The sequence below is a fragment of the Rahnella sp. R3(2024) genome (assembly GCF_042920125.1).
In the GTDB taxonomy this organism is placed as follows: domain Bacteria; phylum Pseudomonadota; class Gammaproteobacteria; order Enterobacterales; family Enterobacteriaceae; genus Rahnella; species Rahnella rivi.
Window position 1 is genome coordinate 3822958 of the sequence record NZ_JBHGBU010000001.1, and the last position, 26188, is coordinate 3849145.

Here is a 26188-nt window from a genome sequence, read left to right on the forward strand (position 1 = left end):
GGATTATATTATCTGACGCAAGCGATGACCTTGTCAGTTGTAGGGATATGGATCCTGCAAGGTCAGTGATAACGATCGACAAAAAGCGGGAAGACGCACAATGAAAAAGATGATCACAGGCGTGGTAATAGCGTTAGCAGGAATGAGCGGGATGAGTCAGATGGCGCAGGCCGCTGAACCTGAAGTCAGAACGGCGACGGTCGCACCTTGTTCCACCGCCAGCAAAGATGAGATTGCAGCGCTGGTTAAACGTGATTTCCTGCAAAACCGTATTCCGCGCTGGGATGCCGATAAGAAAACCCTCGGGACTTCCACACCGGTGGCGTGGGTCGTTCCGGACAGCATCAGCGGCGATAATGCCCGCTGGGAGATACCGCTGAAAGTTCGTGGCGATCACACCGACAAAACCTATCAGGTGACGCTCAACTGTCAGCTTGGCGAAATCAGCTACAGCGCACCCGTTTAAGCATTTCCTGCGTTCGTTGCCAGCCAGCGGACGCATTATTCCTTTCTTTTCCGTCCCTTGGTTTCCCCGCATAAACCTGTCACTCTTACCACACCACTAAGAGGACAAAGAGATCCCGCGATGATGACACCTCCAAAGGCTGAAAAACGCCCTGAAACCCTGAGCGTACACGGCGATGAACGCGTCGATAATTATTACTGGTTGCGTGACGATGACCGCACCGACCCTCAGGTTCTGGCCTATCTGACCGCCGAAAATGCCTACACCGATCAGGCCATGCAGCCGCATCAGGCGCTGCGTGAAACCCTTTATGGCGAGATGGTGGCACGCATTGCCCAGCAGGATCATTCCGTTCCTTATGTTAAACACGGTTTCCGTTATCAGACACGCTATGAGCCGGGCAACGAATACGCCCTCTATCTTCGTCAACCTGCAGACGAGACGGAAAACTGGCGCACGTTGATCGACGGTAACGAACGCGCCAAAGACAGCGAGTTTTATACGCTGGGCGGGCTGGATATCAGCCGTGATAACAAACTGATGGCCGTTGCGGAAGATTTTCTGTCGCGCCGCCAGTACGACATCCGCATCAAAAATCTGGATGACGACACCTGGACCGACGATCTGCTGAAAAACACCTCCGGCAGCAGCGAATGGGCGAACGATTCGCAGACGCTGTATTACGTGCGCAAACACAAAAAAACGCTGCTGCCGTATCAGGTTTATCGCCACGTTATCGGCACTGACCCGAAAACAGACAAACTGGTGTACGAAGAAAAAGATGACACCTTCTATGTGGGTCTGGATAAAACCACCTCAGAAAAATACATTCTGATCCATCTCGACAGCACCACCACTTCGGAGATTTTACTGCTGGATGCTGACGATCCGCAGGCGACACCTCAGGTCTTCCTGTCGCGTCGGAAAGATCACGAATATGCACTCGATCATTATCTCGGCAAGTTTTATATCCGTTCTAATAAAGACGGTAAAAACTTCGGTCTGTATCAAAGTGACCGCGGTGAAGAGTCCGCCTGGCAGGCTTTGATTGCGCCGCGCGATGAAGTGATGCTCGAAGGTTTTAGCCTGTTTCGTGACTGGCTGGTCGTGGAAGAGCGTGAGCAGGGGCTGACGCATCTGCGCCAGATCCACTGGCAGACCGGTGAGGAAAAGTCGCTGGCGTTTGACGACCCGACGTACACCACCTGGCTGGCCTATAACCCTGACCCGGACACCTCGCTGTTGCGCTATGGCTATTCTTCCATGACCACGCCGAGTACGTTATTTGAGTTGGATCTGGATACGCAGGAACGCACCTTACTCAAACAGCAGGAAGTGAAAGATTTTGATCCGGCGAACTATCGCAGTGAACGTGTTTGGGTCACTGCCCGCGACGGCGTGAAAGTACCGGTTTCACTGGTTTACCGCGCGGAGTTATTTAAGCCGCACCAGAATCCGCTGATGCTTTATGGCTACGGCTCCTACGGCAGCAGCATGGATCCGGCGTTTAGCGGCAGCCGCCTCAGCCTGTTAGATCGCGGTTTTGTTTTTGCTCTGGCGCATATTCGCGGCGGCGCAGAGCTCGGTCAGCAGTGGTATGACGACGGTAAACTGTTCAACAAACTGAATACCTTCAACGATTTCATCGACGTGACCAAAGAACTGATCGCTGAAGGTTATGGCGATGCGAAACAGGTGTACGCCATGGGGGGCAGCGCAGGCGGTTTGCTGATGGGCGCTATCATCAATCAGGCACCGGCGTTGTATCACGGCATCGTGGCGCAGGTTCCGTTTGTTGATGTGGTGACAACGATGCTGGATGAATCAATCCCGCTGACCACCGGCGAGTATGACGAGTGGGGAAACCCGAACGACAAAGCCTATTACGACTACATGCTGCAATACAGCCCGTACGATCAGGTGCGCGCCCAGGCATATCCGCACATGCTGGTCACCACCGGCCTGCATGATTCTCAGGTGCAATACTGGGAGCCGGCAAAGTGGGTGGCGAAACTGCGTGATGTGAAAACGGACAGCAACCAGCTTCTGATGCACACGGATATGGATTCCGGCCACGGCGGCAAATCTGGCCGTTTCAAAGCTTACGAAGATATCGCGCTGGAATACGCCTTTGTGCTGGCGCTGGCGGCAAAAAACTGAGCCTGCAAGTCCTGAAAAAATCCCATAAAAAAACCCGCGCTGAGCGGGTTTATTCTACGAAGTACATTGTTAAGCAGATGCTTTCTTGGCTTTTTTATCAGCCTTTTTTTCGGCAGGGGTTTTCAATGGTTTTTTCTTCGCATTCTTTTTGCTATCCATTCCTTTACTCATGATTGCCTCTCTTTAAAGCTGGTGGATTGGGTTGCCCGTCTATTTAGTGCCAAATTGGCTCAGGTTGCAAGTCCCTTCTTATTTCTGACAGGACTTTACAGTCATGTCTTCCGGGTCATCACCGGGAGTTCCTGAGGAAATTGCGTGATAAGTATGCGAACAGCATACAAAAATTCGATTTTGATGCAGAACAACTTGTCGTTGGCTGGCCGATGCGCTGTTATTGAGTTGTAAAAACATCTATCAATACTCTGGCCAAATAGAACAGGAAATGTCATGCCAAAATTAAAAGGGTTATATCCTCCGTGTGAGGCTTATGCCAGCGGCTTGCTCGATACCGGCGATGGTCACAAGGTTTACTGGGAGCGCAGCGGAAACCCGAAAGGCAAGCCGGCTGTCTTTATTCACGGCGGGCCGGGCGGCGGCTGTTCATCGGTACATCGCCAGCTGTTTGATCCCAATGATTATGATGTCATGCTGTTTGATCAGCGTGGCTGCGGGCGCTCCACACCCCATGCGAGCCTCGACAACAACACCACATGGCATCTGGTTGAAGATATTGAGCGTCTGCGCAAGCTGGCGGGCGTGGAAAAATGGCTGGTCTTCGGTGGCTCATGGGGTTCCACGTTGGCACTGGCTTACGCCCAGACCCACCCCGAACACGTCAGTGAAATGGTGTTGCGCGGTATTTTCACCATGCGCAAACAGGAGCTGACCTGGTATTACCAGGACGGCGCGTCGCGATTCTTCCCTGAAAAATGGCAGCGTATCCTCTCAATTTTATCCGAGGAAGAACGCAAGGATGTTATCGCCGCTTATCACGCACGCCTGACATCCAGCGATCGCGCAGTGCAGCTCGAGGCTGCAAAAATCTGGAGCTTGTGGGAAGGGGAGACGGTCACGCTTCTGCCTGCGGAAGGTTCGGCGTCATTTGGTGAGGATAACTTTGCGCTGGCCTTCGCCCGCATTGAGAACCATTACTTCACGCATCTTGGCTTTTTAGACAGTGATGACCAGTTGATACGTAACGTTGACCGTATCCGGCATATCCCGGCGGTGATCGTGCATGGTCGCTATGATATGGCCTGTCAGGTACAAAACGCCTGGGACCTGGCGAAAGCCTGGCCGGAAGCTGAACTTCATATTATCGAAGGGGCAGGGCACTCATTTGATGAGCCTGGGATCCTCGACCAGCTGATTCGTACCAACCAGCAATTCGCCACCCGCCGGTAATCGCTTTCCCCTCCCGTTTGCCTAAAGCTGCGTTACTTTTGCTTCGGTTCATAAGGTAAACGGGAGAATTTATGGGATTCCCCGCGATAATGCATCACACGCTCACGAAAGTAGGTGCGCAGATGTTCAGGCTGTTGCCGTTCTACCATTTCTGCCACAACGGGCATATTGTAACGCTCTTTGAAAGCGACCGCTGAAGCCGCCAGATCGATGTTAATCCGATCCATCTCATCTTTACTGATTTCTGCCAGATTGATACTCATTGCAACCTCCCGTGCATCTCATTTGCGCGCATTGTACCCGAGCACAACGCCGGGGTGAACGTCGTTGGCTCACTTTTATGTTCCGCTCAAAAATCCATTTTCGTTAAATGCAATTTAAGTAAATAAGAACTATTCAGGTTATGGAAGTGATAGTTATATTCATCAACATGTTTTTAATTAATTCTGCGAATAGGAATGATTCTTTTTAATATACATTTAGATGTTAATGGTTATCATTATTGGATATTTTCGATAAAAATAAAATGATACATATCAATGAGTTGGTTTTAAATGTTGCCTGTATGGATAATAATGTGAATTGGCTGTTCTTATTTTGTATTGATACGGGCATAATGCGGGTAAATAAACACATCCGCCTGCCTTAATTATTTTATGGAGCCGCATCATGCTTAAAAAAGAAATGATCGATCAGCTTAATGAACAGCTGAACCTTGAATTTTATTCAGCCAATTTATATTTGCAGATGAGTGCATGGTGCAGTGACAAAGGCTACGAAGGCGCGGCAGCGTTTCTGAAAAAGCACTCGATGGAAGAAATGGATCACATGCACCGCCTGTTCAAATATGTCAGTGATACAGGTGCATTGCCGCTGCTGGGCGCTATCGCCGCACCGCCGGTCAGCTTCGAATCCCTGTCTGATCTGTTCATGCAGACCTATGAGCATGAGCAGTTGATCACACAAAAAATTAACGAACTGGCCGATCTGGCGATGACGCTGAAAGACTATTCTTCCTTCCACTTCCTGCAATGGTATGTGGCAGAGCAGCATGAAGAAGAAACCTTGTTCAAATCAGTTCTCGATAAACTGGCTCTGGTCAGCAACACCGGCAACGGCTTGTTCTTTGTCGATAAAGATCTTAAAACCATGGCGGCACAAGCCCCGGCCGTATAAACCCGGTTTGTGATGGTCATAAAACGCAGAATGCTCCGGCTTCTGCGTTTTTTTATGCATTTATGACAAACGTTTTACATGGGATTGCGATAAAGTGGCGGCGTTATAAATTCATCATTACGCAAGCCAAGGAACTATCGTGTTGAAAAAAACCTCCTCTCTTTGCCGTGCCATGGCAGTCTCAGCCGTATTGCTGAGCGGATTTATCTCACAGCAAGCCCTCGCGCATGCACATCTTAAAACCCAAACTCCCGCTGCGAATGCCGTTCTGACTGCCAGCCCGACCGAACTCTCTCTTGGGTTCAGTGAAGGTATCGAACCGAACTTCAGCAAAATCACCCTGGCAGACGCCGCCAAAAAAGCCGTTAAAACCGGCGCGATGACACTGGCTGCCAATGACAATACCCAGGCGGTTGTTCCTCTGCCAGAGGCTTTGACATCCGGCAAATATACGGTGTCGTGGAACGTGGTGTCAGTTGACGGTCATAAAACCCACGGTAACTACAGTTTCACCGTTAAATAAGTTATGAGCCTGACTGCACTGTTCGTCCTGTGCCGGTTTGCCCACTTTGCGTCGCTGATGCAAATTTTCGGGTTGAGTGTGTTTTGCTCCCTGCTGGCGCCTGCCGGCTTTTCGGGGATGTTACTGCAAAGAAATCAGACCCTGATGATGTGGTCCGGCGTGGTCGCCGCGATCACCTCTGTCGGAATGCTGGCGATTCAGGCTGCGCTGATGGGCAATGGCTGGAGTGACGGCCTGAACCTGAATGTCTGGTTGCTGGTGCTGACCACCACTTTTGGCGAAGTATGGCGCTGGCACTTGTTGCTGACTGCCGCGCTGCTGCTGGTGTTACTGATGGACTGGCTTCCGGTTCGTAACCTGCTGGTATTTCTGTGCTCGCTTGGCCTGCTGCTCAGTCAGGCGCTGATAGGCCATGCCGCCATGCATCAGGGGTTATTAGGGCTGGTGCAGCGCCTCAATCATATGGTTCATCTGCTTAGCGCCGCCTACTGGTTTGGCTGTTTGCTCCCGCTGCTGACATGCATGTTCTACGCCCGAAAACCTGAAGTCCGGCCTTACGCTATTGCCACGCTTATCCGCTTTTCGACCTGGGGGCACGCGGCAGTCGCGCTGGTGATACTGACCGGCATCGCCAACACTGCCATTATCCTGCAACGTTGGCCGACGGATATGACCTCGCTTTACCAGTGTCTGCTCGAGATCAAAATCGTGCTGGTTGGCATAATGGCCGCCGTCGCCGTATATAACCGTTATCATCTGGTACCACTGATGAGCAAAGAACCCGAGCAGGCCGAACGACGTTTTGTGCAGATGACCCGTGTAGAATGGGCTCTGGCGTTGATCGTTCTGCTGCTTGTGAGCCTTTTTGCTACGCTGGCACCGCGCTGAAACAGTTATTAATAACGTATTAAGAATAAAATTATTACCGAGGAAATATCATGAGGAAATCACTGCTTGCCTGCGTATTGCTGACCTTGTCCGCCAGCAGTCTGGCTGCGCCACAACTGGAAACCGTCAGCCGTTTACAATACGGCAAGGCATGGGCTTTCACCCGGGAAGAGGTGATGCTGCAGTGCCGTCCCGGCCATGCGTTATATGTGATCAACGACAGCACACTGGCGCAATATCCTTTGAACGATGTGGCGAAAGAACAGGTGAAAAATCGTCAGGTCCAGGCGGTTCCGCTTGAAAAAATCTTGCTTGATGACCCGCAGAATCCGGGACAAAAAATGAGCCTCGCGCCATTTATCACCAAAGCGGAATCACTCTGCTGAGTTGCTGTGCTGCGAATAAGTGACTGTTGTTAAACTCATGCTTTGCGAATGTTGTCACATAATGAAAATAATACAGCATTGTTATTATCACTATGTTGCGAGTTGAGTGGAAAATAGTCAGCTGTCGGCTATCCTTTACATTGTACGGCTTAACAGCCTGCATTAATGCCAACTTTTAGCGCACGGCTCTCTCCCAAGAGCCATTTCCCTAGACCGAATATAGGAATCGTATTCGGTCTTTTTTTTGTTGGTTTTTAAAATCAACAACTTACATTTAAAACAAGCACTTACCTCAATTCAACTTACCCTCAATGCTACCCATTTGGATTCCCCATCGCCATTTTATCGCCACTGATTTGAGCCAGCGGATTCATGTAAATTGCGTCTTCCAGGTGATCGGGCGCGAAGTGTGCGTAACGCATCGTGACGCGGATATCGGAGTGCCCGAGGATGCGCTGTAACACGATGATGTTGCCGCCGGCCATCATGAAGTGACTGGCAAACGTATGCCTGAGAACGTGCGTCATCTGACCCTCTGGCAGTTCGATGCCCGCCAGCCTGATCACCCGATAGAACTGCTTATAGCAGGGCGAGAAGGGAGCACCTTTTCGGGCTATCAGTTCGTCATAGAGCGGGCGGGCGAGGGGGACGGTGCGGTTCTTTTTCCCTTTGGTATTGATGAAGGTGAGTTTGTAAGGGGAGATCTGCGAGCTTTTGATTTTGGCGGCCTCGTTCCAGCGTGCGCCGGTCGAAAGACAGAGTTTAACGATCAGCGTTAATTCATCATTCCCATGCTCTTCACAGGCCGCCATGAGCCGCAGAATTTGTTCCTGGTTCAGCCATGCCATCTCGCGTTCCGGCTGATCAAACTCGCGGATATTCTCGAGAGGGTTTGGCAGCGACCATTCTCCCAGGCGTTTCAGCTCGTTGAATACAGCCCGCAGGAAAGCGTGCTCACAGTTAACCGTGCCGGTTGACACTTTACGGGTCGCCAGACTGGTACTGTAGCCGTTATCAATCTCACCGCGCAGCCGCTGATCGCGATAATGCGCCCAGTCTCTCGGCGTGATGGTACTGGCTATCGGGTCACCCATTCCCGCGCTGATAATCTTCAGTTTGCCCAGCCGTCCCTTTTTATCATTCAGTGAGCAGCCGTGCAGGCTGTACCAGAGATCGACCAGTTCGCTCAGCTTCCGCCGGTCTTCCTTCTCACCCAACCACGGTTTGTTCTTTGCCTGATCCATAGTGTAAGTCTCAAAGGAAACGGCTTCACCTTTGGTATCAAACTGCCTGCGGCATCGCTTACCTCCACTCCCGTTCGGGTAGCATTCACATAACCATTTACCGGTAGACAGCTTTCTTACACTCATCACATCCTCCTTTTTGAGAATGTGAATTTTACTGTATATAAAAACAGTGTAAATGTTTGATTTAGTCAGGCGTATACATGTAAGGGGATTAATTCACTGAATCTATGAAAGTAAAAACCCGCTTTCGCGGGCTTCGTCTCAGTGCATTTGCAACGACTGCTGACTATGTTTATCCGGATGCAGCAGCACGGCATGGACGGTTCCTGGCTCAACAATAATATCGGCGATCGTTTCATGAGTTTTGAACGTGCAACTGCAATTGATATTCTGACACTGGTGATAACGCTCTTTGGTATTGGTGCTGAGGTAACGGCTTGAACGGGCGTGAGCTGCGTGCTGGCATTTGGGGCAATGCATCATAATAATCACCATATAATCATTTAAATCAGATTCAATCATTGTATGTTATTTCGAAAATCATACACTCGCTATTACAGTGTTTTACATTAAACAAAGAGGTTGCAGTGGGCGTCGAATTTCATATCACACGTGCTGAGTTCTGGGCTGATAATGAAGATAGTCAGATTTCCAGCGAAGAATGGTTGAATGTTGTTAATACCGATCCTGAGTTTTCCATTTATGAGCCAAGTGGTGAGTTCTTTGCATTATGGTCAGGTGAAAGCGCTTATCCAGAATCATGGCTTGAGTGGTGTAATGGCAATATCTCAACGAAATGGCCTGATACAGCCTTGTATTTGAAAATGCTTGAAGTCGCTAAAGTTCTAAATGCGAAAGTTATGGATGATGATGGTACCGAATACTCTTCACCAGGTGAGTGGGTGTTTACACCAAAATCTTGACAAAAGAACGAGGCGCTAATACGCCTCGCCACTTTCCGATGCCTCATAACTCACATCTGACAACAACACCTCCAGTTCCAACCCGGTCGTATAGCCGCCATTGTTCAGGCTGTGCGTGACCTTGCTGATTATCCATGGCTGCGCGTCGATCACAGCTTTAAAGCCTGACACCGCCAGCGGGGTTTCGGGGAACAGGTCGGCACGTCCGCGAGCCAGTGAGATAGAAAACTGTGCGACGCCACGCTGTAGCTTGTCCCATTTGGCCTGTGCTGCCCGCATGGCGGCCTTCTGCGTGGCGTAGACCGTCGTCAGCGCAAACACGTTTTCATCACTGCCCGCCAGATATTCGCCTTCTTTCGCCTCCGGCGCTTTTTGTGCTTTCGCCGTGGTCTTTTTAGCCGCCGGATGTTGCAGGGCGCGCAGGTGCTTTTCTTTTTTCTTCCGCTGTACCTTTACCCTTTTGGGCTTTGGTTCTTTGGTATGCAGCCAGGTTGCTGATACGCCGGTGTAAGCGTCACGGTCAGCAATATTGAAGGTGTGCCCGTCGCCGTCGCTGCGGGTCAGCGTCATTTGCGGGATCGGCTTGCCACTGGCGGTGAGGGCTGAGCCTGGCTTAATAAAAATCAGTTTACCGGCCTTGATGGCGACAACCCCGCCGTTCAGTTCGGCCAGACGGGTGATAAACGCTGCATCGGTTTCCTGCGTCTGGTCGATGTGCGAAACCTTCACACCCTTGAGCGACTCGGCGACGGCGGGCTCAAGACTGTTGCGCGCCGCCACGGCGGAGACAATCGCCTCCAGCGTCGTGTCGTGATAGGACTGATCGCGGCGGGAATTCAGGCTGCCGCGATAGTCCGCGCTGCGAGCGCGCAGCGTCAGCGTATCCGGCGCGCCCCGATGCTCCACTTCGTCCACCGTAAACTCCCCCTTATGGAACAGCGCCTGACCTTTCCAGCCCAGAAAGACGCTCAGCACCGCGCCGCGCGGAGGCATCTGCATCAGCCCGTCCGCGTCGTCCAGCTCGATGTCGAGCTGGTCAGCCTCAAAGCCGCGGTTGTCGGTCAGCGACAGCGAAATAAGTCGCCTGCTGATATCCGTGGTGATGTCTGAACCGGCGAGTTTAACCATGTAGTCCGGCGCAATCTGTGCGCCGTTATCCATTGCGATCGTGGACATCATGACATCAGCCCGCCAGCATACTTCTGCGCATTGCTGGCAATCCCGCCCGCCTGATCCAGAAGGCCGTCGGCCTGAGTTTTGATATCGCCGAACATGGCGGTCAGGCTTTCGTCCACCCGCTTGAGGCTCAGCGTAAACTCAATTTTGCGGGCGGCACCGTTAGCGAAAAACTCCGAATGTTCGTCACTGAGGCTTTCCACCACGAACATCCCGTAAATCGCACCGTTGCCGCCAATCAGCGACCAGGCGCGACCTTGATCGGCCATCAGGCGCAGCGCGTCGAGGCTCAGCCTGCCGCCGGTGATTTCCGGCAGCAGCGTGCCGGTCAGGGTGATTTTTTCATCCCCTTGGCCGAGAAACTGCGGCGCGGCGCGCAGGCCGATCCGGTCATTGGTCGGCCAGCGGTATTCCGCCGAGCGTTGCAAACTCTGATAGGGCAGGGTTTGCAGCATAAACACGAACATCCCCAAAGCCAGCATCATAGAAACCTCCTTAGCCGTAATTCATTGAGCTTCGCGCCGCAGAACGTTGGCGGCGCATGTAATCTTCAAATAAACGCATTGCCTCGGCGGCGACGTCCTTCGCACTTTGTCCGGGTGCCGCGTAAACGTTAAAAGTCGGGGCTTCCACCGGAGCCTGATTACGCATCAGCGCCGCCGTATCCCGACGCCCCGTGACGCTGACCGGACCACGTACCAGCTCCGCGCCGTTCTCGCCCACGATCCCGATTTCACCAGCGGCAATGTCGCCGCCTTTATCGAACATGCCCGCATAGCCGTAAGCTTCGACGCCGGTGCCGTAAAACTGCGAAGGGGAAGAAAGCCCTTCCGCCGGTTTCGGCAGGCTATTGCTGACGCTCACCGAAATGGTTTTATCGCCGTCCGATTTCATCCAGTCCGGTAGGAAATCGGTCATGCTGGAAAGCTTGTCTTTCAGCGCCTGCCACTTCGCGGCAATTCCGTCCATCAGCGCGGTGATCATGTTGCTGCCCGCCTCTTTAAATTTGCCTGGCAGGCTTTTCACCACGTCGATAATCTTCAGCCCAAAGGATTTGAGATAATCGACAAAGGCGGTAAATCCGGTTTTTGCCCCGTCTTTAATGCCCGTCCAGACCGCCGCAAACTTATCCGATAATCCCTGCACACCGGCAACGATGCTGTTCCAGGTGCCGGTCAGCCAGTCGGTGATGGTTGCCCAGGCTTCTGTCGTCCAGGCGGCAATCGCGTCCCACATCTTTTTAAACTTCGGCTCCAGCGTGCTCCAGTTCGCCCAGATATAAATCGCCGCCATCGCGATCAGTGCGACCACGGCCAGCAGCGGGTTTGCCATCGCGGCGCGTCCCATCCACAGCAGCGCGGTACCCACGCCTTTCAGTGCCATGCCGATATAACCCAGACCTTTCACGACCGGACCGACAACCACGCCCAGCACGCCGAGGCCAACAACCAGGCTCGTCACCGCCAACGCTGACTTAACGATAGTGCCGGTCAGCTTCGGGTTGGCCTTCACCCACTTGCCCACGTTGCCGAGCCAGTCAGTCGCGGATTGCGTCAGCTTTCGCAGGCTGGAGTCCTGTTTATCAAAGGTTTCGATCTGCAAATCCTCAAACGCGGACTGCATGTTTTTCAGGTCGCCGTCGAGGTTATCGGTCTGCACCTTCGCGACCGACGCCGCCGATCCCCGCGAGTTTTCCAGCGCGGTTTTCTTTTCGGTCAGCCTGCCGTTGCCTGCGGCCTCCACCAGCTTCACCGCGCCTTTCATCGCCTCTTCACCGAAGATCACTTTCAGATATTCGGCCTGCTGCGCCGTCCCGAGCTTGTTCCTTTTGAATGAGGCGTTGATGTCGGTGAGGATTTTCTGAATAGGCAGCATGTTGCCTTTCTTATCCCGCGTACTGATCCCCAGCTCCTTCAGCGCCGCCGGTGACTGCCCCGTCGGTGCCTGCAACCGGCTAAACATCGCGCTGGCACCGGTGCCCGCCATACTGCCTTTGATGCCGTTATCCGCCAGCACGCCGAGCATCGCGGTAGTGTCTTCGATACTGGCACCCGCCGCCTGGGCGATAGGTGCCACGTATTTCATCGCCTCGCCCAGCTCAATCAGGTTGGTGTTCGAGCTGGTAAACCCTTTGGTCATCACGTCAGAGACGCGCTTAATCTGATCCATCGGGATGTTGAACGCCGACTGCATGTTAGTGACGATGTCGGCGGCGTCGGCAATATCAATCCCCGAAGCCAGCGACAGGTTCACCGTGGATTCGGTTGAGCTGAGAATGGAGTCGGCGTTATAGCCGGAGCGGGCAAGTACGCCCTGCGTGCGCGCAACGTCCATCGGAGAAAATGCCGTGCTTCCGCCGATGTCGCGCGCCTGCTGCCGGATAGCTGCCAGCTTTTTGTCGGTCTTATCCAGCCCGAGGATCGCCTGCGTGCCGGACATCTCTTTATCAAAAGTGATGCCTGGGGCGATAAATTTCCCCTCTGCATACAGAGCCGCCGAACCCACGCCCATCGCTACCGCGCCGTTATTTCGGATGGTGTCGCCTGCGCGCTGGGTTGCCTGAAAACGCCTGCGGCTGTTGTCCCGCCGCTGCTGCTGCCGGTTCAGCCTTGCAAGCACCTCCCGCTGACGGGCAAGCGTGGCGTTCGCCTCCTGCGAGCTGGCTCGTAACCGGCGCTGCTCGGCGGCGAGGTTCCGCGTGGAAATCCCCGCCGACTCCAGCGCGCCGCGCTGACGTTGCACAGAATTGCGCAGACTGTTTTCTTTGGCCTGCAATTCGCTGGCGGCGCGCTTCGCTGCCTCCATCAGCCGCGTCTGCTTAGCCGTCGGGTTCGCGGTATTGGCAAACGCCTGCGACAGCCGGCTGGCTTCCTCTTTGGCTTTTTTCAGGCTGGCACGGGTGACGGCCAGCTGCGCGCTCGCCTTGCGAAAGCCGTCGATTTGCGACGCCTGCGCGTTGAGATTTCGCAGGGTGTCCTGCGTGTTGCGGATGTTTCCGCTGAGTGCTTTACTGGCTTTTTCCACCGAGCGGAAAGGGCGCGACGCCCGATCCACGGCGTTCAGCAGCACCTGCAATCGTAAATTACTCACTTTCGGCTCCGCTACGCAGTAACGCGCGACGCCGCCAGCCGATAATCTCGGTCAGCGACATCGCAAAGAGTTCCGAGGGCTGCCAGTGAAACACCGCCGCAATGTCAGCCATCAGGTCGTCAACTATCAAAGAGGCGGGCAGTTTTACTGTTCCGATTTCGGCGATAAAAAACCGACCACCTTGCTCGCCAGGGCGATCAGGTCGGGCAGGCAAAGCTCGTTGCACTCCTGTTTGGTGAGGATCGGCAGCGTGATGCGCGGCAGCACCGTCACCAGCGCGTCAACGTCCGCATTCGACAAGGAGGCAAGGCCGATGCCGCGCAGATGACCGGCGTTTGGCTTGATGATTTCAACCTGACTAATCACCATTTCGCCACGGGTGATCGGTTCTTCCAGGGTAATGACGTTTTCGTTTTCGATAGCGGCTTCATTAATCTGTTTCATGACATTCTCTTAAATCGTAAGGGGTATAGCAGCGCCGCGAACCAGCGCCGCTCAGGGGTTACAGGCCGATGTTTTTGCGGTGCTCCGCCAGGCGGTCAACGCCGTTGACGATTTCCACCATGTTCACGGTGTCCACCTCGATCACATCCTGCCCGTTGATGCTCAGCTTGAAATAGGTGCACTGGGTGGACACTTTTGTTTCGGTGTCTTCGCCCTGTTTGTACTCGCCAAAATCAATCTCTTTGTGACGCCCGCGCATCACGACTTCCACCGCGAGCGTTTCGCCGGTGTCGTCCTGCTGGAAGGAACCGGCAAAGCGCAGCGGCGTAGCGTCAACCTCCCCCCACTGCTGGAGCACCAGCATATCCAACCCGCCCATCGTCCATTCCAGCGTCAGCGCGTCATCGTCCAGCCCGAAGTCAATCGGCGCGGCACCGTTCATGCCGCCGCCGCGATAGTTCTCCAGCTTGCGTGTCAGCTTTGGCAACGTCAGCGCGCTGACCACGCCGACGTAGTTGTGACCATCGTTAAACAAGTTCAGGTATTTCAGTTTCTTTGGCAGTGCCATGGTTTAGCGCCTCTTAGCTGTTGATGGCCGTGGCGAACGTCGCCAGGTACTGATCGGTGATGCGCTGACGCAGGGTTAAATCTTCCAGCGGCGGCACCGGCGTATAGTCGTAATCAATGAACAGCTTGCCCGCTTTCAGGGTTTCGACGGTGTTAGCCTCCGCGTCGTACCAGCAGGTGCCGTCGATGATCAGACCGGCGGTTTTCATTTCGCGCAGTTTGGCGTTGATGCCCGCAATCATGTCTTTGATAAGCGTCGGGGTCATTGGCCTGTCCATTGCCCACAGGTGCGCTTCGGCCATGGTGTCCGCCAGCACCTGCGCGGTGCGGGTGTAGTTCTCAAACAGGAACAGCGGATCGTCAGAGCAGGTGCGCTGCCCCCAGAACTTAAATCCGCCTTTGCGGATAAGCGTGGTGACGCACGCCTGGTTCAGCAGGTCGGCGTCGGTGCCGGTGGTCTGTAAATCCCAATAGACGCTGGCAGACAGGCCGGTCACGCCGTTGATGCCGACGTTTGACAGGGTTTTATGCCAGCCGGTTTCGGCGTCGATTTTGGCACGCAGGCCGAGGGCATAGGCGGTGGCGGGCGCGATGTCGCTGGCGTTGGTGGTGGTGTTCCAGGCGACGAAATCCGGCCAGATGACCATCAGCTCACGCTGGCTGAAATTCTCCCGGTACTTGATGGCATCGGACACGGTTTTGCAGCCGTAGGCGCTTACGTAGCCAAAGGCGCGCAGCTGCTGACACACGGCACCGAGCGCCGTCGCGACGTCCAGATTATCCAGCCCCGGCACGCCGAGAATGCGCGGCTTCACGCCGAGTTCGGTTTGGGCGGACAGCAGGGCTTTCATGCCGGTATACATGCCGGTGGCGTCGGTGCCGCCGATGATGTTCGAGGTGGTTTCCGCCTCGGTGTCACCTGCCGCCACGCGCACAACAACGACAACGGGTTTCGCCTGGTTGGCAATTGCCATCAGTGAGGCGCGGAGTGTGCCGGTTTTACCGGCCTTGCCGGCGGCGGTCAGTACGTTGGTGATAAGCACCGGCGTATCCAGCGGGAACGCGTCGGCGTCCGCATCATCGCTGGTGCAGACCATCCCGATGATTGCGGTGGAAACGGTGGAGATAACGCGGGTGCCGTTGTTGATTTCAACAACGCGCACACCGTGATGATAATCAGCCATGGTGTTTTTTCCTGTGATTTGGGTGAGGTCAATCATCGCGTGTTGGGGACAATCAGGCACGGCGGGCGGGGTGTGTGGGAAATGGCACAACGTGGTGAAGGCCAGATACAAAAAAGCCCCTCGTGGGGGCAGTGGTCAATAGAATTGAAAAGCGGAGGAGTTAATTCTCCAACCCTAATTTTTCAGCCAGCCGGTGCAAAGCACAAACGGATATCACGCCCTCAGCGGCTTGCGAAAATGCCGCCCAGTTTGCCGCGATAAATCCCGCAACTATCTCCGCTTCTTCCTGGTTTAATTCCATTTCATCCTCCTAAAAAGTCTGAGGATATCCTTAGACATATGCAGGACATGTTCAAATAGTTACTACTGATCAATTATCCGTAATTGATCGTTTTCAGCGATCAATTTACTCAGGTACAGCAGGCCAGTCGATTTCCGGCGCAGCGGATAAATCGAGGCGATTCAGCGCAACGCGGAATTTCTTCCAGGCTTTCAGGCTTGCCAGTTCATCGTCGGTGGCGTCGTCAACATCAACCGCATCCTGTAGCGGAGCAATGGCGGCGGCGGCCTGACTGAGCAACGTACTTTTTTGCTGTGCTGCGACCTCAATCGCAGGCTGTACAAATTTCACGAACTCGCCGTTCTCATAGCTGTAAGGGTGATCTCTGATATCTTCGGGCAACGCTTCCGGGCTGATTTCGTAAATGCTCACGCCTTCAGATAAGGTGAGAAAGTTAGGGTTACCCGACCAGGTAGAAATAAATCCGTCAGCACCAACGGCAATGAAACAGTTTTCGCCCTGCCATTTTTCATCTCGCAGTTTGTACCAGTCCTGACCCGTTTCATCTTCGAAATACATCACGGGCAGGGGAATGCCTTCCTCTAACACCTGCTTAGAAATTTTGATATTTTTAAATGTGATCATCTTAGTTACCCACCTGACGCCAGCTTCCGCTGGCCGTTCTAATCATTAATGCGCGGTAGTATTTCCCCATCATTCGGCAGTCGCCCATATCCGAGCGGATATTTAACCCCGTCATGAAACAACCGGTAGGCGCTTCCCAGTTCTGTTGCGCCGTCCATCCCGCATTCTCCAGCGCCTGGCTGCCGCGCTGCACGTCATAAATAAAGCGAGAGTCCGACCAGGCGCTGGTTGCTAAATAAACCAGCGCATTATTTGATGCACGCCTCATGTAAGGGGCATTTGGGTTATCAGCCTCGAGGCCAACATAGGTGATCCAATCACGGTGAGCATACCCTGACAAATCTTGCTGCGGCGGCGGGAAATTGGTGGTGTAAACCTCTCCCATATCAGAAGCATCTACCTGAATTTTGACCTTAGAACCCGTCCAGCCGATATAGACTTTATTGCTCTGCATACCGGCACCGCCGCCTTGCTGAACAGCGGAAAAGTTCCCGACATTCCCCAGCCCGACATTCGAGTTGGTGAGGTTGATGTCTTTGGTGCCGTCAAAGGCTACACCGGCAATCTTCCGGGCGGTGGCGAGTTTGGACGCTGCCACGGCCGTTCCGCCCGCCGGTAACGCGCCGACGTCTGCCGGAGTCGGTTTGTTGGCCTGACAGTAAATTTCATTCCAGGCAGACCATGGACCATCGACACCGTTCCACGCCCCCGTCATAGAGCGGGTGAATTGCCGCCCGTTGTTATTGAAAGCAATTTGCTGCGTCGCATTCGGACCCCAGGTAACGAAAATCACGCCGACAAAATTATTTATCGGATAGCCTTTTTCCGTGGTCGCCGCAGCAGCACCTGGCACGCCGTAATGCCCAAACATGCTGCTGCCGCGCAAGGTGTTCGGGGTATCCGCTGCGGTTAAGTTGTTACGGATTTTAAAGGCCGTGGCAATTTCATCAGACAGCGCCTTTTCACTGGCGACACTTTGCGCTGCCGTCCAGGCGCCTACGTCTGCCGCCGTCGGCTTGTTGTTTGCGCTATAGGTCGGCACCCATTCTTTCCAGGGACCATCTGCCCCGTTCCAGTCAGCAGACAATCCGCGATTCCAGATATTGCCTGTAAACGTCACATACATCTGCTGGCAGCCGTAGGCGCTGGGTGTCACGTACAGCGTACCCGCGATGGTCTGGGGATAGTGCAGCGCGGCGGTCGCGTTCACATTTTTAGGCTGTGAGTAAATCGCCGTGCCTGAGTTGCCGCTGGCAAAACCCAAAGTATTAATATCGGTAGCGGTCAGAATGGCGGTGGGTACGTTAACGGAATTGACTGCGCTCACTTGCTCCCAGTTACGCCATGGTCCATCGCTGCCATTCCAGGAGGCATTGAGCGCACGTGTCCACACCAGGCCGGTATTTTGCACCGTGTAACGCTGGAGAACGCCGCCTGTCCAGGAAGCGGGGATCACCTCCAGCACGCCCGCCGCCTGCGAGCCCGCCGGATAGCCATTCGCGACCGTGGCATTCGCGCCGGTGCTCTGCACGTAGACGCCTATTTTTGCCAGGTTAAGTGTATTGATATTTGTCGTGCCCAGTACAGCGGATGCTACAGGCAGCGCCCCCACGTCCGCCGCCGTCAGAGTTTGGTCAGCGCTTAATGCCTTACCGTTAATTTTACGCGTGGAAGGGACACGGCTGTTGGCGTTGTCATTCACAGCCTTCACCGCTTTTGGCGTGGCGGCCAGCGCTTCGCTGGTACTGCTGACCGAGCTGCTGAGCTGGACAAAACCTTTTGCCGTCAGCGTGCCGTCGGGGTGGTTACGGGATTTTTCATGCGCGGCTAGCAGGTCATTCACATACTGTTCCGTCGCCATAATCACCGAGTCGTCGATCAGCAGGCTGATCGCTTCGGTGTTGCTGACCGCAATGACCATGCGCAACGTCTGCGTACGGCCTGAACCTTCCGCCAGCGTCGGTTTATAGGTGTCCGCCATGTTGCAGACGGCAATCAGCGCGCCGTCGCTGCTGAATAGCCCCATTTCGCGCATCCAAAAACCGCCGACGCTGGCAGACAGCACCGCTTCGGCAATCACCCAGTTGCCATGAGTCGGATCCAGCTTTAAGGAATTGAGCGGCGTGCGGTACATCTCTTTCACCAGTTTTGTCTGCGTAGCGATCGGCGTTGTTGCCTTGCCGTTTCCGTCGCCGACGGCCAGCTGCGTAATGTTGATGTCAGTCCCTGCCGCAATGGCCGCCGCGATGCGCGCCTGGCCGAGCGTGGTGACAACGGATTTAAATGTGCTCATATCGTCCTCTTATGCGGGGTAAACGGTCAGCAGCTCGCCGACGTACTGTGCTGCGCCAATGTAAACGTCGCCTTTAATATCCTGGGTGATGGTCAGCCCAATCAGATGGCGGCTTGCGGGTTTGGCATCGGCTATCAGCCGCTCCATCTCTAAATACATTTCCTCGGTGATGCCGGTTTCCAGCACGCCGATGTCCAGGCGAAACGTCCCCGGTTCGTCGTTGGTTTCCCACCACTCGGTCACGTTAATCAGGTAGCCGAGCGGCTCCACAACGCGCCGAATAGCGCCAATGGTTCCCTTATGGCAGTGAATGAACCAGGCCGACTGAATCACGCGCCGCTTAGTGGCAACCGGCCAGTTTTCATCCCAGCGGTCTACCGACAGCGCCCAGGCCAGATAGGGCAAAAACTTTGCCGGACAGGTCAGCGGATCCCAGAGCTGCCGCAGCGGCACCGGTACGTTTTCAAGCGCGGCGCAGGCGTCGGCGGCGGCCACCTCCAGCGCTGATGAACCGACGGGCAGCAGGCGATCACTCATCGTAGCCGCCCACTTTCAGGGTGTACGCGGTGCAGAATGACGCCTGGGTTTTGTCCAGCTCGATGTCGGCCTTCGGGCTTTTCAGCTCTACCCGCTGGACGCCCTCAACGTGCAGCGCGGCGTAAATGGCCGACAGCCGGATGTCGCGGCCTAAACGGTGCTGCGCGGTGGTGTAGGCGATAAGCTTCGCCTCGGCGGCTGCGCGAATGGGTTCGGCTTCGGGACCAGGGAACAAATACAGCACGGCATCAATGGTGTAATTCACGACGGTTGCTGACTGAACGGTCACGCGGTCGGCCACGGGGCGCACGTTTTCATCGTTGAGCGCGGCTTGCACTTTCGCCAGCAGGTCAGCGGGGGCGGTGCCGTTGCCGGTCTGTGCCAGCACGGAAATAGTGACGCACGCGGGCGACGGACTGATCACCGAAATATCCGCCACGCGCCCGTCGGCTGAGCGCCCGTGATACTCATACGCGCCAACCGGACCGGCCACGCTCAGCCCTTCAAACGCCTGCTGCGCACGGATACGTAAATCCGCATCGCTTTCCATCACCGCCGCCACGGCGGGCACGCTGACCGTATCCGCAGGCGTGATCGTTAGGCGTTCAACGCTGAACGTGGCGGCGATATTGTCCAGGTCTGTTCCGGTGGCAAAAGCTAGCATCACCGCCTGCGCAGCTTCATTAACCCGCTGACGCAGGATTACTTCGCGGTAAGCGTTCTCCTCCAGCAGCTTCACAATCGGCTCAGACTCCAGCGTCAATGTGCGGGCGATGGCGGCCTGCTGGTCTTCGGGATACAGCGACACCAGCGTGGCTTTGCGTTCTGCCAGCAGGATTTCGTAATCCAGCACCTCCACCACGTCGGGGGCGGGTAACTGGCTCAGGTCGATAGTTGCCATTATTCAGCTCACTGGAAGGGTTAAGGAGATGGCGGCGGACGTGTCTTTGCGGATGCCGGTGAGTTCAACCACCGCTTTCCCGTCGAACGTCGTTTCAAAGGTGATGCCGGTCAGGCTGACGCGCGGCTCCCATTTGAGGATCGCGCTGTAACAGGCCGCCATGATTTGCAGCCGCAGCGCGGCATTCTGCGGGCGGTCAGTCAGTTCAGACAGCAGTGAACCATAGTCACGGCGCATGACGCGGGAACCGACGGGCGTGCGCAAAATGTCGCTGACCGACTGCTGAATGTGTGCCAGGTCTTCAACGCTGCGCCCCGTATCGCGAGCTAACCCGATGTATTTAGCTTTAGTCATTTTTAAACAACAGGTACACGCCGATACCCGCCACTAACCACCAGCCATTCGTCCCGCTTGCCAGCATGACACCTGCTATTGCGGCAGCGAAAACAGACAAAAATACTTTTAGATTCTTGCTCATTAAATCCCCTTATTAGATCGGTGTGCTGGTATTACCGCCGCCCGTCTGGACGCCGCCGTGTTTATGGTTATGCACAACCACGCCGTTTGATGTGATGCTGCCGCCGCTGTGTGTGAGGTTGCCTGTCATGGTGCCGCCCTGTTTGATTTCGATAGTGCCGGTGGTGAGTTTTTTCGTGCAGACCACTTCCGGCGAGTCGAGCGTGATGCGCGTTTTCGCCGTGCAGGTTATATCCGGTGCAGTTACCGCGACTTTTTCCGAGGCGTTTACCGTGGCGGACTTAATGCCGGTTGCCAGCAGCGCACCGGTTTTGGGTTCGTACTCGATCACTGCGCCGTCAGGGAAAGTGACGTGTACGGCATCCGCCGAGGCAGACGGGGCGGGGAATTCATCAGAGAAAACGCCGGGCATCACAAAGGCGGTTTCGAGTTCGCCACCCAGGCAGAACAGCAGAACCTGCTCACCGGCAGACGGTGCCCACCAGGAACGGGAACGACCCGCGCGGGAGGTCAGCCAGTGCAGCCAGTCGGTGACGTTTCCGCCGGTGTTCACGCGGCAAGTGCCTGCAACTAAATCCACCTCGGCAACGGTGCCAATGCGGATCAGATTGCGCAGCAGGCGCGGCATGTCGTGTTTGGGAATGGATGTATTCATGCATAAAAGAATGCCGCCCTGTCAGGCGGCATACAATTTGAGGCAGGTTGACTATCTAAGGCACAACATAGTCCGGAGTTAATAATTTTTTTAAATGGTAGTCCTCAAAAAATAGAACTTTCCTTCATAAAAAGTCATTCATTTGAAAAGTTAATTGGGTGTGAGTCTAAACTATTTCCAAAATTTCAATGTTGAAGGTAATTCATCGAGGAAATATGTTTCAAAGTCTATTATGCTCCTTCGATGTCTTAATTCATTACGACTTTTTATATCATCACGTACAACGAGAACTATATTATGTTTTGCCATCTGGTCTGCTTTATCGCTAGAAATTGTATCATCTACCGTAAGTAAGTGAATATTCGGGAGGTTTGACCTTGCAACTTCTTCCACAACTTCTTGCCAGCGTTCTCTTAAAGTTGTTTTCATTGTTCCTACAATGGTCTTATCTCTACGCTGATTAAAAGCATCAACGCTTGGAAGTATTGAATCAACTACCTTGCCTAATCCTAAGTCTGAAAAATTCTTTTTTCCTATGCTCGCCTGAGAAGCATATGGATAACCATAATGCTCATACAGAAAGTAAATTATTCCTTCAAAAACACTCCCAGCTCTTGATCTTCTTGACTGGGTGTTACTTAGGCATAATTGATATATATATGGGCTTATATAGCCTGAGTACATGCCAAATATGTCTCTGACATTATCCCTTAAAGAATCGAAATTGGTATTATCCATACCATTTAATCGGTGGCAAAAATAGTCTAATTTTTCTTTTGGTGCATCAAATTTTTCGCTTATTTCTTTTAGTATAAAAGAATTAAAAATTGACTCTTCTTTCAAAAATTCATCGTAAGAAAGCTCCCTAAGCTCAATTATTGCTTTGGTTACATGGCCCTCACTTAGGAGACCCAATATGAGGTCGCTATTACTTGAAGTGGATTTCTGAGCTGTAATCTTAGGTGAGGAGATGAACTTTTTCCTATTCGCAGCAATGAACTTAGCGAACTTTAAATTCTCTGCAATTGGAAGCTTTATTAAGTTCTCTATCTTTTCTTCCATTGTTTAATTCCCTATAATTAAAATTTAACCGCCACTGTTTATGTTTAAATAAATTTTTTGCTAAACAACATCTACTTTCAATAGTTATACTAAAATTTGCAAGTATAAAAATCAAATGCATCTTAACTAAATGATTTAAAAGACTTATAAAGTAACAATACCAATTCCTCCTCAACGATCTTCATATCTTCAGCGTCCAGTCCTAACAGCGGGCGCGCCGGATACTGTATTTCTTTTGCACGGACTGACGGGCGATCCCGCAGCCCGTACTGATGCACCTTTGCCATGCGCTGGACCTGGCCGGTAAATTCAACCACCGCGTCGTCAGCCGTGCCTTTGACTTTCATGTATTTTGCCGTTCGGAGTTTGGCGAACATCTCCCGCTTAATGCGGCCTTTCTTTGCGCGCAACGGCTGCGGGCGGCGCGGTGTGAAGGGCTGCCCCTCCGGCGTGACCTGCTGCTTAATGCGCTGCTGCTGATGTTTGCGCAGACGCTTCGCAATGGCTGCGGCCATTGCCTTGCGACTTTGCGGTGACAGCGCCGCAATTAGCCCTGCCAGACGGGTATCAAACGCTGACAGTTCACTCATGCCACTGGCTCACTAACTCGCCGTGCAGATACAGCTCACGCGGCCTTTCCACCGGCTCCGGCAGCGGAGGTTCCGGAAAGTGTTCAACATACAGACCGGCATCAATCTGTTTGACGATCACGCGCTCGGTGAGCTGCACATCAATAGCGATATCGTAGGAACCATCATCCAGCATATCAGCCTTAAATTTAAAGCCGGTCTGCTGCTTTTCCGGCGTCGCCATAATGTCCGGCTGGTTCTCACGCAGCCACGCCAGAATCGGCACAATAATCAGATCGCAGTCCTGGGCAAAGTTGGTGATAAGCAGCTCAGTCTGATACTGGTATTCAAACGACAGCGAGCTGGCTAACGTGGAAACGATGCGCCCGTTATCCACAAACATCCGCAGCGTGTCGGGGCTGGTTTGCAGCACCGGCACGGCGTCAGTTAAGGCTTTGCGTAGCTGTGCGGGTTTTAACACGGTGTTCCTCCTGGCATTGTTTGACCGCTTCCACCTGGAGGCCGCAGGCCGTCAGCGCGGCCTCCAGGTTTCTGACATCGGCGCTTAAGTCGCCGTTAGTGACCGGTGAGCTTGCCGGTATCGGGCAACTGGTTACCGCCGGACAGCCAATGTAAATAATCTGCGGCGCTGGCAAAGGCGGGACGTGCGTGCATCCGGCTAATACCATCAGGCAGACGAGCGCCATACCAGTCGCGCATTTCCTGATTTTCATTAAGTAACCTTTGAATGTGAACTTCACGATCCCGCGCCTCCTGACTTGCCCGTGCGAGCTGGGTGCGCAGGCTTTGTTCCTGGCGTTCCCGCGTCACAGCATCATCGTTCAGGCGGTTAATGGCGTTGTCTCGGCTTTCGATACCAGCGGAAAGCGTGCCGACGATGCGCTTTGCCTGGTCGGCTTCATCATGCAGGCCACTAATACGCAAGGTTTGCAGCCCCGCCAGCGCGCAGGCTGCCAGCAGTAATAAAATTAAAACGCGCATCAGACTCCCCGCAGGCAGTAGGCCAGCTCATTCGCGCGGCGGCGCTCCAGGCCGGTGACGCGGACACCGTTCACAAACACCCAGCGCGGCAACTGCTCGCAGGCGTCTCGCCATTTTCCCTTGCTGATAAAAAACGCCAGCGTGGATTTACACGCCGCCGTCACGCCGACGTTGAACGCGAACGACACCACGGCGTCATACACCGGCTGCGGCATGGCAACCGGCATACATCGGGCAATGCCTTTCTCCACCAGTATCACGTCTTCCACCAGATTCATGGCGGCCTGACGTTCGCTGATGTGCGTTTGCGGTTTCACGCCTGCGGTGTGCCCGATGCCGTTTGTCCAGACACCCGCGCTGCACTGATAGGCGGATAGGCGGCAGCCTTCAAAATCGGCAATCAGTGCCAGACCGGCGGCGGAGGTTTTCAGGTTCGGCGTTTGCGGCAGCAGCGCGGCAATCGCCAGGACGGCGGCGACGGCGCAGCGTCTAACGATTGATGGCTGCATTTATGTCTCCTCTGACGCCCATAGCTTTCAGCAGGCGGTAAGTTTTGCGCCGGTAGTACCAGTTCACCAGAAAGGTCGCCACGCCGACGGCGGCACCGACTAAAAAGGCAATATCCTGCGGCGACATTGCGCCGAGCCACGCCAGAAAGGCCGCGACGCAATAACAAATAAACGAGGTGATGCGCTCCATGGTCATCAGTCCCAAAGTGAGACGGTTTCGCTGACTGCGGCCTGAGTAATATCCGGCAGCTCCACCGCGTAGCCATGGGGCAAAATTGCCCCGCGAGCGGCTAAGCCAACGTTAGCCGCGTAAACCTGTTCCATCACCGATTCGGTGCGCCCGTAGTACCTCCAGCAGAGTGAATCCACGGTATCGTCCTGTTCGGCATAGACTTTCATCAGAGCAGACCGATCACACAGTGCGACACGCCAGCGACATCGCTGATCGCATTGCGGCCATCACGCCACAGTTCATCAACCGTACTTTCGACAATCTCCGCCTTTTTACTGCCAGCATCGGTGGTATCACTGTTCGGATATCGTTCCGCCAGAATGGCAGCCGTAATGGAGGAAACCGCCCGCAGATAGGCACAGACTTTGATACTTTCGTCATCAATCTGGTCAGCCGGGACATCAGCGAGAGTTTTGTATCCCTGAGCCAGCTGTGCGACGCGGTAGCTGTAAAGCTCGGCGTTAACTTCGGTCAGCGCGTACTTAATGACGGCTCGCAGACGTTTGGCGGTCACCGTTCCTTCCAGGCGCAGCGTGTCGCGTAACTCCACCGGATTGATATCCGGCCAGAAGTGCGTGTTTTTAATCGCGGGTTCCGTCGCCGCATCCGGCATTGGTGCAGGTACAACAAGAGACATAGTGACCTCTGAATAGGGGACGGTGGACGCCAGCGTTGAACGAGGTCACAGACCTGTCGCGGCTGGCGTGCCGTCCGGCGCGGGGCGCGTTCTGTTTAGCTGCTGGCAGCCTTTTTGATGGCTGATTCCAGCCGCTCAATATCCTTTTTAACGCCGCAGTTGCTGTTTAGTTGGAAGGCGCGTTTCAGGTGTTGCAGGGCGAGCGGCAGTTTCTCCGCGTCGCGATACAGGTAGCCGGTGATTTTGTGCAACTTGGCACGCACCTGATCCGGCATGTCCTGACTGTCAGTCAGTTCCATCGTGGTCATCAGTACATCGAGACTGACCGGCTCACCGGCAGCATGAGCGCGGGTGCTCATGTCGGCGATTTCCTCCGCCAGTGCATAACCAGCAGGACGTTTGCCGAACGGCATCGCCAGCTTGTAATGCAGCGCATAGCGGGCGATTTCCAGCGCACCGGCATAATCACCGGCATCAATCCGCCAGATCATGATGGTCATCAGGATGGCGTCCTGTGCGCCTTTACCCTCGGCGAGAACGCCCGCCACCCAAGGCGCATATTCGGGCAGCATCTTGCGTTTGAGTCCTGCCTTTTTCTCAGCGGAATAGGCTTTCTTCAGGGCTTTCTGGTCAGCATTAAGCTTTTGCAGCAGCAGTTCATAGCCGGTGGCATGACGCAGCAGGCTGGTATCCTGCTGCGCGGCTTCGATAGCTGACTGCCGCAACAAATGACGTCGGGCAGGGCTGGTCATGGT

At 54.2% G+C, this 26188-nt stretch carries 36 protein-coding genes; 8 read left to right on the forward strand and 28 right to left on the reverse strand.

From position 1 onward, the window contains the following. Positions 1-100 precede the first annotated feature (100 nt). The 3 genes from yebF (at position 101) to pip (ending at position 4030) form a co-directional block, all read left to right on the forward strand. A complete protein-coding gene (yebF, locus tag ABSH60_RS17360) occupies positions 101-466 on the forward strand; it encodes a protein YebF (protein WP_136375985.1) in 366 nt (121 codons plus the stop codon). A 120-nt stretch (positions 467-586) separates the two neighbouring features. After that, entirely contained in the window at positions 587-2626 is a 2040-nt protein-coding gene (locus ABSH60_RS17365; protein WP_390974990.1) for a DUF6351 family protein, read from the forward strand. Positions 2627-3073: 447 nt separating this feature from the next. Then, positions 3074-4030: a prolyl aminopeptidase gene (gene pip / locus ABSH60_RS17370; RefSeq protein ID WP_122095652.1), complete on the forward strand. Its 957-nt coding sequence runs from the start codon at positions 3074-3076 to the stop codon at positions 4028-4030. A 32-nt stretch (positions 4031-4062) separates the two neighbouring features. Here the strand turns inward: pip and ABSH60_RS17375 are convergent, their stop codons facing one another. Further along, entirely contained in the window at positions 4063-4293 is a 231-nt protein-coding gene (locus ABSH60_RS17375; protein ID WP_056778941.1) for a DNA polymerase III subunit theta, read from the reverse strand. Positions 4294-4699: 406 nt separating this feature from the next. Here ABSH60_RS17375 and ftnA point away from each other — a divergent pair, with 406 nt between their 5' ends. From ftnA to ABSH60_RS17395, 4 genes are all read left to right on the forward strand, one after another. Continuing rightward, positions 4700-5206, forward strand: a complete 507-nt coding sequence (ftnA, locus tag ABSH60_RS17380; RefSeq protein ID WP_056778943.1) for a non-heme ferritin — start codon at positions 4700-4702, stop codon at positions 5204-5206. 136 nt (positions 5207-5342) lie between these two features. Next, complete coding sequence (copC, locus tag ABSH60_RS17385; protein ID WP_217204891.1) at positions 5343-5729, forward strand: copper homeostasis periplasmic binding protein CopC; 387 nt, start codon at positions 5343-5345, stop codon at positions 5727-5729. Between the two features lie 3 nt (positions 5730-5732). Next, positions 5733-6617, forward strand: coding sequence for a copper homeostasis membrane protein CopD (gene copD / locus ABSH60_RS17390; RefSeq protein WP_390974992.1), 885 nt, complete (start codon positions 5733-5735; stop codon positions 6615-6617). A gap of 47 nt (positions 6618-6664) precedes the next feature. After that, positions 6665-7003, forward strand: a complete 339-nt coding sequence (locus ABSH60_RS17395; protein WP_390975801.1) for a DUF2511 domain-containing protein — start codon at positions 6665-6667, stop codon at positions 7001-7003. A gap of 314 nt (positions 7004-7317) precedes the next feature. Here the strand turns inward: ABSH60_RS17395 and ABSH60_RS17400 are convergent, their stop codons facing one another. Then, a complete protein-coding gene (locus tag ABSH60_RS17400) occupies positions 7318-8373 on the reverse strand; it encodes a tyrosine-type recombinase/integrase (RefSeq protein ID WP_390974994.1) in 1056 nt (351 codons plus the stop codon). Positions 8374-8511: 138 nt separating this feature from the next. Continuing rightward, positions 8512-8733 (reverse strand): DNA-binding transcriptional regulator, encoded by a 222-nt coding sequence (locus tag ABSH60_RS17405; protein ID WP_112168840.1) that lies wholly within the window; start codon positions 8731-8733, stop codon positions 8512-8514. A gap of 104 nt (positions 8734-8837) precedes the next feature. Here ABSH60_RS17405 and ABSH60_RS17410 point away from each other — a divergent pair, with 104 nt between their 5' ends. Continuing rightward, positions 8838-9173: a hypothetical protein gene (locus ABSH60_RS17410; RefSeq protein WP_120506034.1), complete on the forward strand. Its 336-nt coding sequence runs from the start codon at positions 8838-8840 to the stop codon at positions 9171-9173. A gap of 15 nt (positions 9174-9188) precedes the next feature. Here ABSH60_RS17410 and ABSH60_RS17415 read toward each other — a convergent pair whose 3' ends face one another. The 25 genes from ABSH60_RS17415 to ABSH60_RS17535 form a co-directional block, all read right to left on the reverse strand. Continuing rightward, on the reverse strand, positions 9189-10352 hold the full coding sequence (locus tag ABSH60_RS17415) for a contractile injection system protein, VgrG/Pvc8 family (protein ID WP_390974997.1): 1164 nt from the start codon (positions 10350-10352) through the stop codon (positions 9189-9191). Continuing rightward, positions 10349-10834, reverse strand: a complete 486-nt coding sequence (locus ABSH60_RS17420) for a phage tail protein (protein WP_112168783.1) — start codon at positions 10832-10834, stop codon at positions 10349-10351. The genes ABSH60_RS17415 and ABSH60_RS17420 overlap by 4 nt, the downstream gene beginning before the upstream one ends. A 10-nt stretch (positions 10835-10844) precedes the next feature. Next, a complete protein-coding gene (locus tag ABSH60_RS17425) occupies positions 10845-13439 on the reverse strand; it encodes a phage tail tape measure protein (RefSeq protein ID WP_390974999.1) in 2595 nt (864 codons plus the stop codon). Further along, positions 13432-13551 carry a GpE family phage tail protein gene (locus tag ABSH60_RS17430; protein ID WP_120506653.1) on the reverse strand — a complete coding sequence of 40 codons (120 nt, stop codon included), beginning with the start codon at positions 13549-13551 and terminating at the stop codon, positions 13432-13434. The genes ABSH60_RS17425 and ABSH60_RS17430 overlap by 8 nt, the downstream gene beginning before the upstream one ends. Before the next feature lie 32 nt (positions 13552-13583). Continuing rightward, the gene (locus ABSH60_RS17435) at positions 13584-13883 is read right to left on the reverse strand and encodes a phage tail assembly protein (protein ID WP_390975001.1); all 300 of its coding nucleotides are present in this window, start codon (positions 13881-13883) and stop codon (positions 13584-13586) included. Positions 13884-13941: 58 nt separating this feature from the next. After that, positions 13942-14451, reverse strand: coding sequence for a phage major tail tube protein (locus ABSH60_RS17440; RefSeq protein ID WP_390975003.1), 510 nt, complete (start codon positions 14449-14451; stop codon positions 13942-13944). A 13-nt stretch (positions 14452-14464) separates the two neighbouring features. Next, positions 14465-15634, reverse strand: a complete 1170-nt coding sequence (locus ABSH60_RS17445; protein WP_390975005.1) for a phage tail sheath subtilisin-like domain-containing protein — start codon at positions 15632-15634, stop codon at positions 14465-14467. A 160-nt stretch (positions 15635-15794) separates the two neighbouring features. Further along, positions 15795-15935: a hypothetical protein gene (locus ABSH60_RS17450; protein WP_162997881.1), complete on the reverse strand. Its 141-nt coding sequence runs from the start codon at positions 15933-15935 to the stop codon at positions 15795-15797. Between the two features lie 105 nt (positions 15936-16040). After that, the gene (locus tag ABSH60_RS17455) at positions 16041-16559 is read right to left on the reverse strand and encodes a tail fiber assembly protein (RefSeq protein ID WP_390975007.1); all 519 of its coding nucleotides are present in this window, start codon (positions 16557-16559) and stop codon (positions 16041-16043) included. Between the two features lies 1 nt (position 16560). Continuing rightward, positions 16561-18852, reverse strand: coding sequence for a phage tail protein (locus ABSH60_RS17460; RefSeq protein WP_390975009.1), 2292 nt, complete (start codon positions 18850-18852; stop codon positions 16561-16563). 9 nt (positions 18853-18861) lie between these two features. Continuing rightward, positions 18862-19389, reverse strand: a complete 528-nt coding sequence (locus ABSH60_RS17465) for a phage tail protein I (RefSeq protein ID WP_390975011.1) — start codon at positions 19387-19389, stop codon at positions 18862-18864. Next, entirely contained in the window at positions 19382-20290 is a 909-nt protein-coding gene (locus ABSH60_RS17470) for a baseplate J/gp47 family protein (protein WP_390975013.1), read from the reverse strand. The genes ABSH60_RS17465 and ABSH60_RS17470 overlap by 8 nt, the downstream gene beginning before the upstream one ends. 3 nt (positions 20291-20293) lie before the next feature. After that, the gene (locus tag ABSH60_RS17475) at positions 20294-20644 is read right to left on the reverse strand and encodes a GPW/gp25 family protein (RefSeq protein ID WP_390975015.1); all 351 of its coding nucleotides are present in this window, start codon (positions 20642-20644) and stop codon (positions 20294-20296) included. Beyond that, entirely contained in the window at positions 20637-20768 is a 132-nt protein-coding gene (locus ABSH60_RS17480; protein ID WP_390975017.1) for a hypothetical protein, read from the reverse strand. The genes ABSH60_RS17475 and ABSH60_RS17480 overlap by 8 nt, the downstream gene beginning before the upstream one ends. 12 nt (positions 20769-20780) lie before the next feature. Further along, the gene (locus ABSH60_RS17485) at positions 20781-21422 is read right to left on the reverse strand and encodes a phage baseplate assembly protein V (RefSeq protein WP_390975019.1); all 642 of its coding nucleotides are present in this window, start codon (positions 21420-21422) and stop codon (positions 20781-20783) included. Positions 21423-21593: 171 nt separating this feature from the next. Next, the gene (locus ABSH60_RS17490) at positions 21594-22484 is read right to left on the reverse strand and encodes a type II restriction endonuclease (protein WP_390975021.1); all 891 of its coding nucleotides are present in this window, start codon (positions 22482-22484) and stop codon (positions 21594-21596) included. A 122-nt stretch (positions 22485-22606) separates the two neighbouring features. Then, positions 22607-23074 carry a phage virion morphogenesis protein gene (locus ABSH60_RS17495; protein ID WP_390975023.1) on the reverse strand — a complete coding sequence of 156 codons (468 nt, stop codon included), beginning with the start codon at positions 23072-23074 and terminating at the stop codon, positions 22607-22609. Next, entirely contained in the window at positions 23067-23534 is a 468-nt protein-coding gene (locus ABSH60_RS17500; RefSeq protein WP_119826385.1) for a phage tail protein, read from the reverse strand. Before ABSH60_RS17500 ends, ABSH60_RS17495 begins: the two co-directional genes overlap by 8 nt. Continuing rightward, entirely contained in the window at positions 23497-23742 is a 246-nt protein-coding gene (gene lysC, locus ABSH60_RS17505) for an Rz1-like lysis system protein LysC (protein ID WP_390975025.1), read from the reverse strand. Before lysC ends, ABSH60_RS17500 begins: the two co-directional genes overlap by 38 nt. Next, entirely contained in the window at positions 23630-24055 is a 426-nt protein-coding gene (gene lysB, locus ABSH60_RS17510) for an Rz-like lysis system protein LysB (RefSeq protein WP_390975027.1), read from the reverse strand. Before lysB ends, lysC begins: the two co-directional genes overlap by 113 nt. Next, positions 24055-24564, reverse strand: a complete 510-nt coding sequence (locus tag ABSH60_RS17515) for a glycoside hydrolase family protein (RefSeq protein ID WP_390975028.1) — start codon at positions 24562-24564, stop codon at positions 24055-24057. Before ABSH60_RS17515 ends, lysB begins: the two co-directional genes overlap by 1 nt. After that, positions 24545-24754: a phage holin gene (locus ABSH60_RS17520; protein ID WP_047609759.1), complete on the reverse strand. Its 210-nt coding sequence runs from the start codon at positions 24752-24754 to the stop codon at positions 24545-24547. Before ABSH60_RS17520 ends, ABSH60_RS17515 begins: the two co-directional genes overlap by 20 nt. Positions 24755-24759: 5 nt before the next feature. Next, positions 24760-24963: a tail protein X gene (locus tag ABSH60_RS17525; RefSeq protein WP_217172550.1), complete on the reverse strand. Its 204-nt coding sequence runs from the start codon at positions 24961-24963 to the stop codon at positions 24760-24762. Further along, positions 24963-25433, reverse strand: coding sequence for a head completion/stabilization protein (locus ABSH60_RS17530; protein WP_390975030.1), 471 nt, complete (start codon positions 25431-25433; stop codon positions 24963-24965). Before ABSH60_RS17530 ends, ABSH60_RS17525 begins: the two co-directional genes overlap by 1 nt. Before the next feature lie 95 nt (positions 25434-25528). Continuing rightward, positions 25529-26185 (reverse strand): phage terminase small subunit, encoded by a 657-nt coding sequence (locus tag ABSH60_RS17535; RefSeq protein ID WP_390975032.1) that lies wholly within the window; start codon positions 26183-26185, stop codon positions 25529-25531. Positions 26186-26188 lie beyond the last annotated feature (3 nt).

What these genes read in the sequence shown, in the direction of transcription:
- yebF (WP_136375985.1), top strand. Translation starts at nt 101, where the DNA reads ATGAAAAAGATGATCACAGGCGTGGTAATAGCGTTAGCAGGAATGAGC.
- ABSH60_RS17365 (WP_390974990.1), top strand. Translation starts at nt 587, where the DNA reads ATGATGACACCTCCAAAGGCTGAAAAACGCCCTGAAACCCTGAGCGTA.
- pip (WP_122095652.1), top strand. Translation starts at nt 3,074, where the DNA reads ATGCCAAAATTAAAAGGGTTATATCCTCCGTGTGAGGCTTATGCCAGC.
- ABSH60_RS17375 (WP_056778941.1), bottom strand. Translation starts at nt 4,293, where the DNA reads ATGAGTATCAATCTGGCAGAAATCAGTAAAGATGAGATGGATCGGATT.
- ftnA (WP_056778943.1), top strand. Translation starts at nt 4,700, where the DNA reads ATGCTTAAAAAAGAAATGATCGATCAGCTTAATGAACAGCTGAACCTT.
- copD (WP_390974992.1), top strand. Translation starts at nt 5,733, where the DNA reads ATGAGCCTGACTGCACTGTTCGTCCTGTGCCGGTTTGCCCACTTTGCG.
- ABSH60_RS17400 (WP_390974994.1), bottom strand. Translation starts at nt 8,373, where the DNA reads ATGAGTGTAAGAAAGCTGTCTACCGGTAAATGGTTATGTGAATGCTAC.
- ABSH60_RS17405 (WP_112168840.1), bottom strand. Translation starts at nt 8,733, where the DNA reads ATGATGCATTGCCCCAAATGCCAGCACGCAGCTCACGCCCGTTCAAGC.
- ABSH60_RS17415 (WP_390974997.1), bottom strand. Translation starts at nt 10,352, where the DNA reads ATGATGTCCACGATCGCAATGGATAACGGCGCACAGATTGCGCCGGAC.
- ABSH60_RS17420 (WP_112168783.1), bottom strand. Translation starts at nt 10,834, where the DNA reads ATGATGCTGGCTTTGGGGATGTTCGTGTTTATGCTGCAAACCCTGCCC.
- ABSH60_RS17430 (WP_120506653.1), bottom strand. Translation starts at nt 13,551, where the DNA reads ATGGCTGACATTGCGGCGGTGTTTCACTGGCAGCCCTCGGAACTCTTT.
- ABSH60_RS17435 (WP_390975001.1), bottom strand. Translation starts at nt 13,883, where the DNA reads ATGAAACAGATTAATGAAGCCGCTATCGAAAACGAAAACGTCATTACC.
- ABSH60_RS17440 (WP_390975003.1), bottom strand. Translation starts at nt 14,451, where the DNA reads ATGGCACTGCCAAAGAAACTGAAATACCTGAACTTGTTTAACGATGGT.
- ABSH60_RS17445 (WP_390975005.1), bottom strand. Translation starts at nt 15,634, where the DNA reads ATGGCTGATTATCATCACGGTGTGCGCGTTGTTGAAATCAACAACGGC.
- ABSH60_RS17450 (WP_162997881.1), bottom strand. Translation starts at nt 15,935, where the DNA reads ATGGAATTAAACCAGGAAGAAGCGGAGATAGTTGCGGGATTTATCGCG.
- ABSH60_RS17455 (WP_390975007.1), bottom strand. Translation starts at nt 16,559, where the DNA reads ATGATCACATTTAAAAATATCAAAATTTCTAAGCAGGTGTTAGAGGAA.
- ABSH60_RS17460 (WP_390975009.1), bottom strand. Translation starts at nt 18,852, where the DNA reads ATGAGCACATTTAAATCCGTTGTCACCACGCTCGGCCAGGCGCGCATC.
- ABSH60_RS17465 (WP_390975011.1), bottom strand. Translation starts at nt 19,389, where the DNA reads ATGAGTGATCGCCTGCTGCCCGTCGGTTCATCAGCGCTGGAGGTGGCC.
- ABSH60_RS17470 (WP_390975013.1), bottom strand. Translation starts at nt 20,290, where the DNA reads ATGGCAACTATCGACCTGAGCCAGTTACCCGCCCCCGACGTGGTGGAG.
- ABSH60_RS17475 (WP_390975015.1), bottom strand. Translation starts at nt 20,644, where the DNA reads ATGACTAAAGCTAAATACATCGGGTTAGCTCGCGATACGGGGCGCAGC.
- ABSH60_RS17480 (WP_390975017.1), bottom strand. Translation starts at nt 20,768, where the DNA reads ATGAGCAAGAATCTAAAAGTATTTTTGTCTGTTTTCGCTGCCGCAATA.
- ABSH60_RS17485 (WP_390975019.1), bottom strand. Translation starts at nt 21,422, where the DNA reads ATGAATACATCCATTCCCAAACACGACATGCCGCGCCTGCTGCGCAAT.
- ABSH60_RS17490 (WP_390975021.1), bottom strand. Translation starts at nt 22,484, where the DNA reads ATGGAAGAAAAGATAGAGAACTTAATAAAGCTTCCAATTGCAGAGAAT.
- ABSH60_RS17495 (WP_390975023.1), bottom strand. Translation starts at nt 23,074, where the DNA reads ATGAGTGAACTGTCAGCGTTTGATACCCGTCTGGCAGGGCTAATTGCG.
- lysC (WP_390975025.1), bottom strand. Translation starts at nt 23,742, where the DNA reads ATGGTATTAGCCGGATGCACGCACGTCCCGCCTTTGCCAGCGCCGCAG.
- lysB (WP_390975027.1), bottom strand. Translation starts at nt 24,055, where the DNA reads ATGCGCGTTTTAATTTTATTACTGCTGGCAGCCTGCGCGCTGGCGGGG.
- ABSH60_RS17515 (WP_390975028.1), bottom strand. Translation starts at nt 24,564, where the DNA reads ATGCAGCCATCAATCGTTAGACGCTGCGCCGTCGCCGCCGTCCTGGCG.
- ABSH60_RS17520 (WP_047609759.1), bottom strand. Translation starts at nt 24,754, where the DNA reads ATGGAGCGCATCACCTCGTTTATTTGTTATTGCGTCGCGGCCTTTCTG.
- ABSH60_RS17525 (WP_217172550.1), bottom strand. Translation starts at nt 24,963, where the DNA reads ATGAAAGTCTATGCCGAACAGGACGATACCGTGGATTCACTCTGCTGG.
- ABSH60_RS17530 (WP_390975030.1), bottom strand. Translation starts at nt 25,433, where the DNA reads ATGTCTCTTGTTGTACCTGCACCAATGCCGGATGCGGCGACGGAACCC.
- ABSH60_RS17535 (WP_390975032.1), bottom strand. Translation starts at nt 26,185, where the DNA reads ATGACCAGCCCTGCCCGACGTCATTTGTTGCGGCAGTCAGCTATCGAA.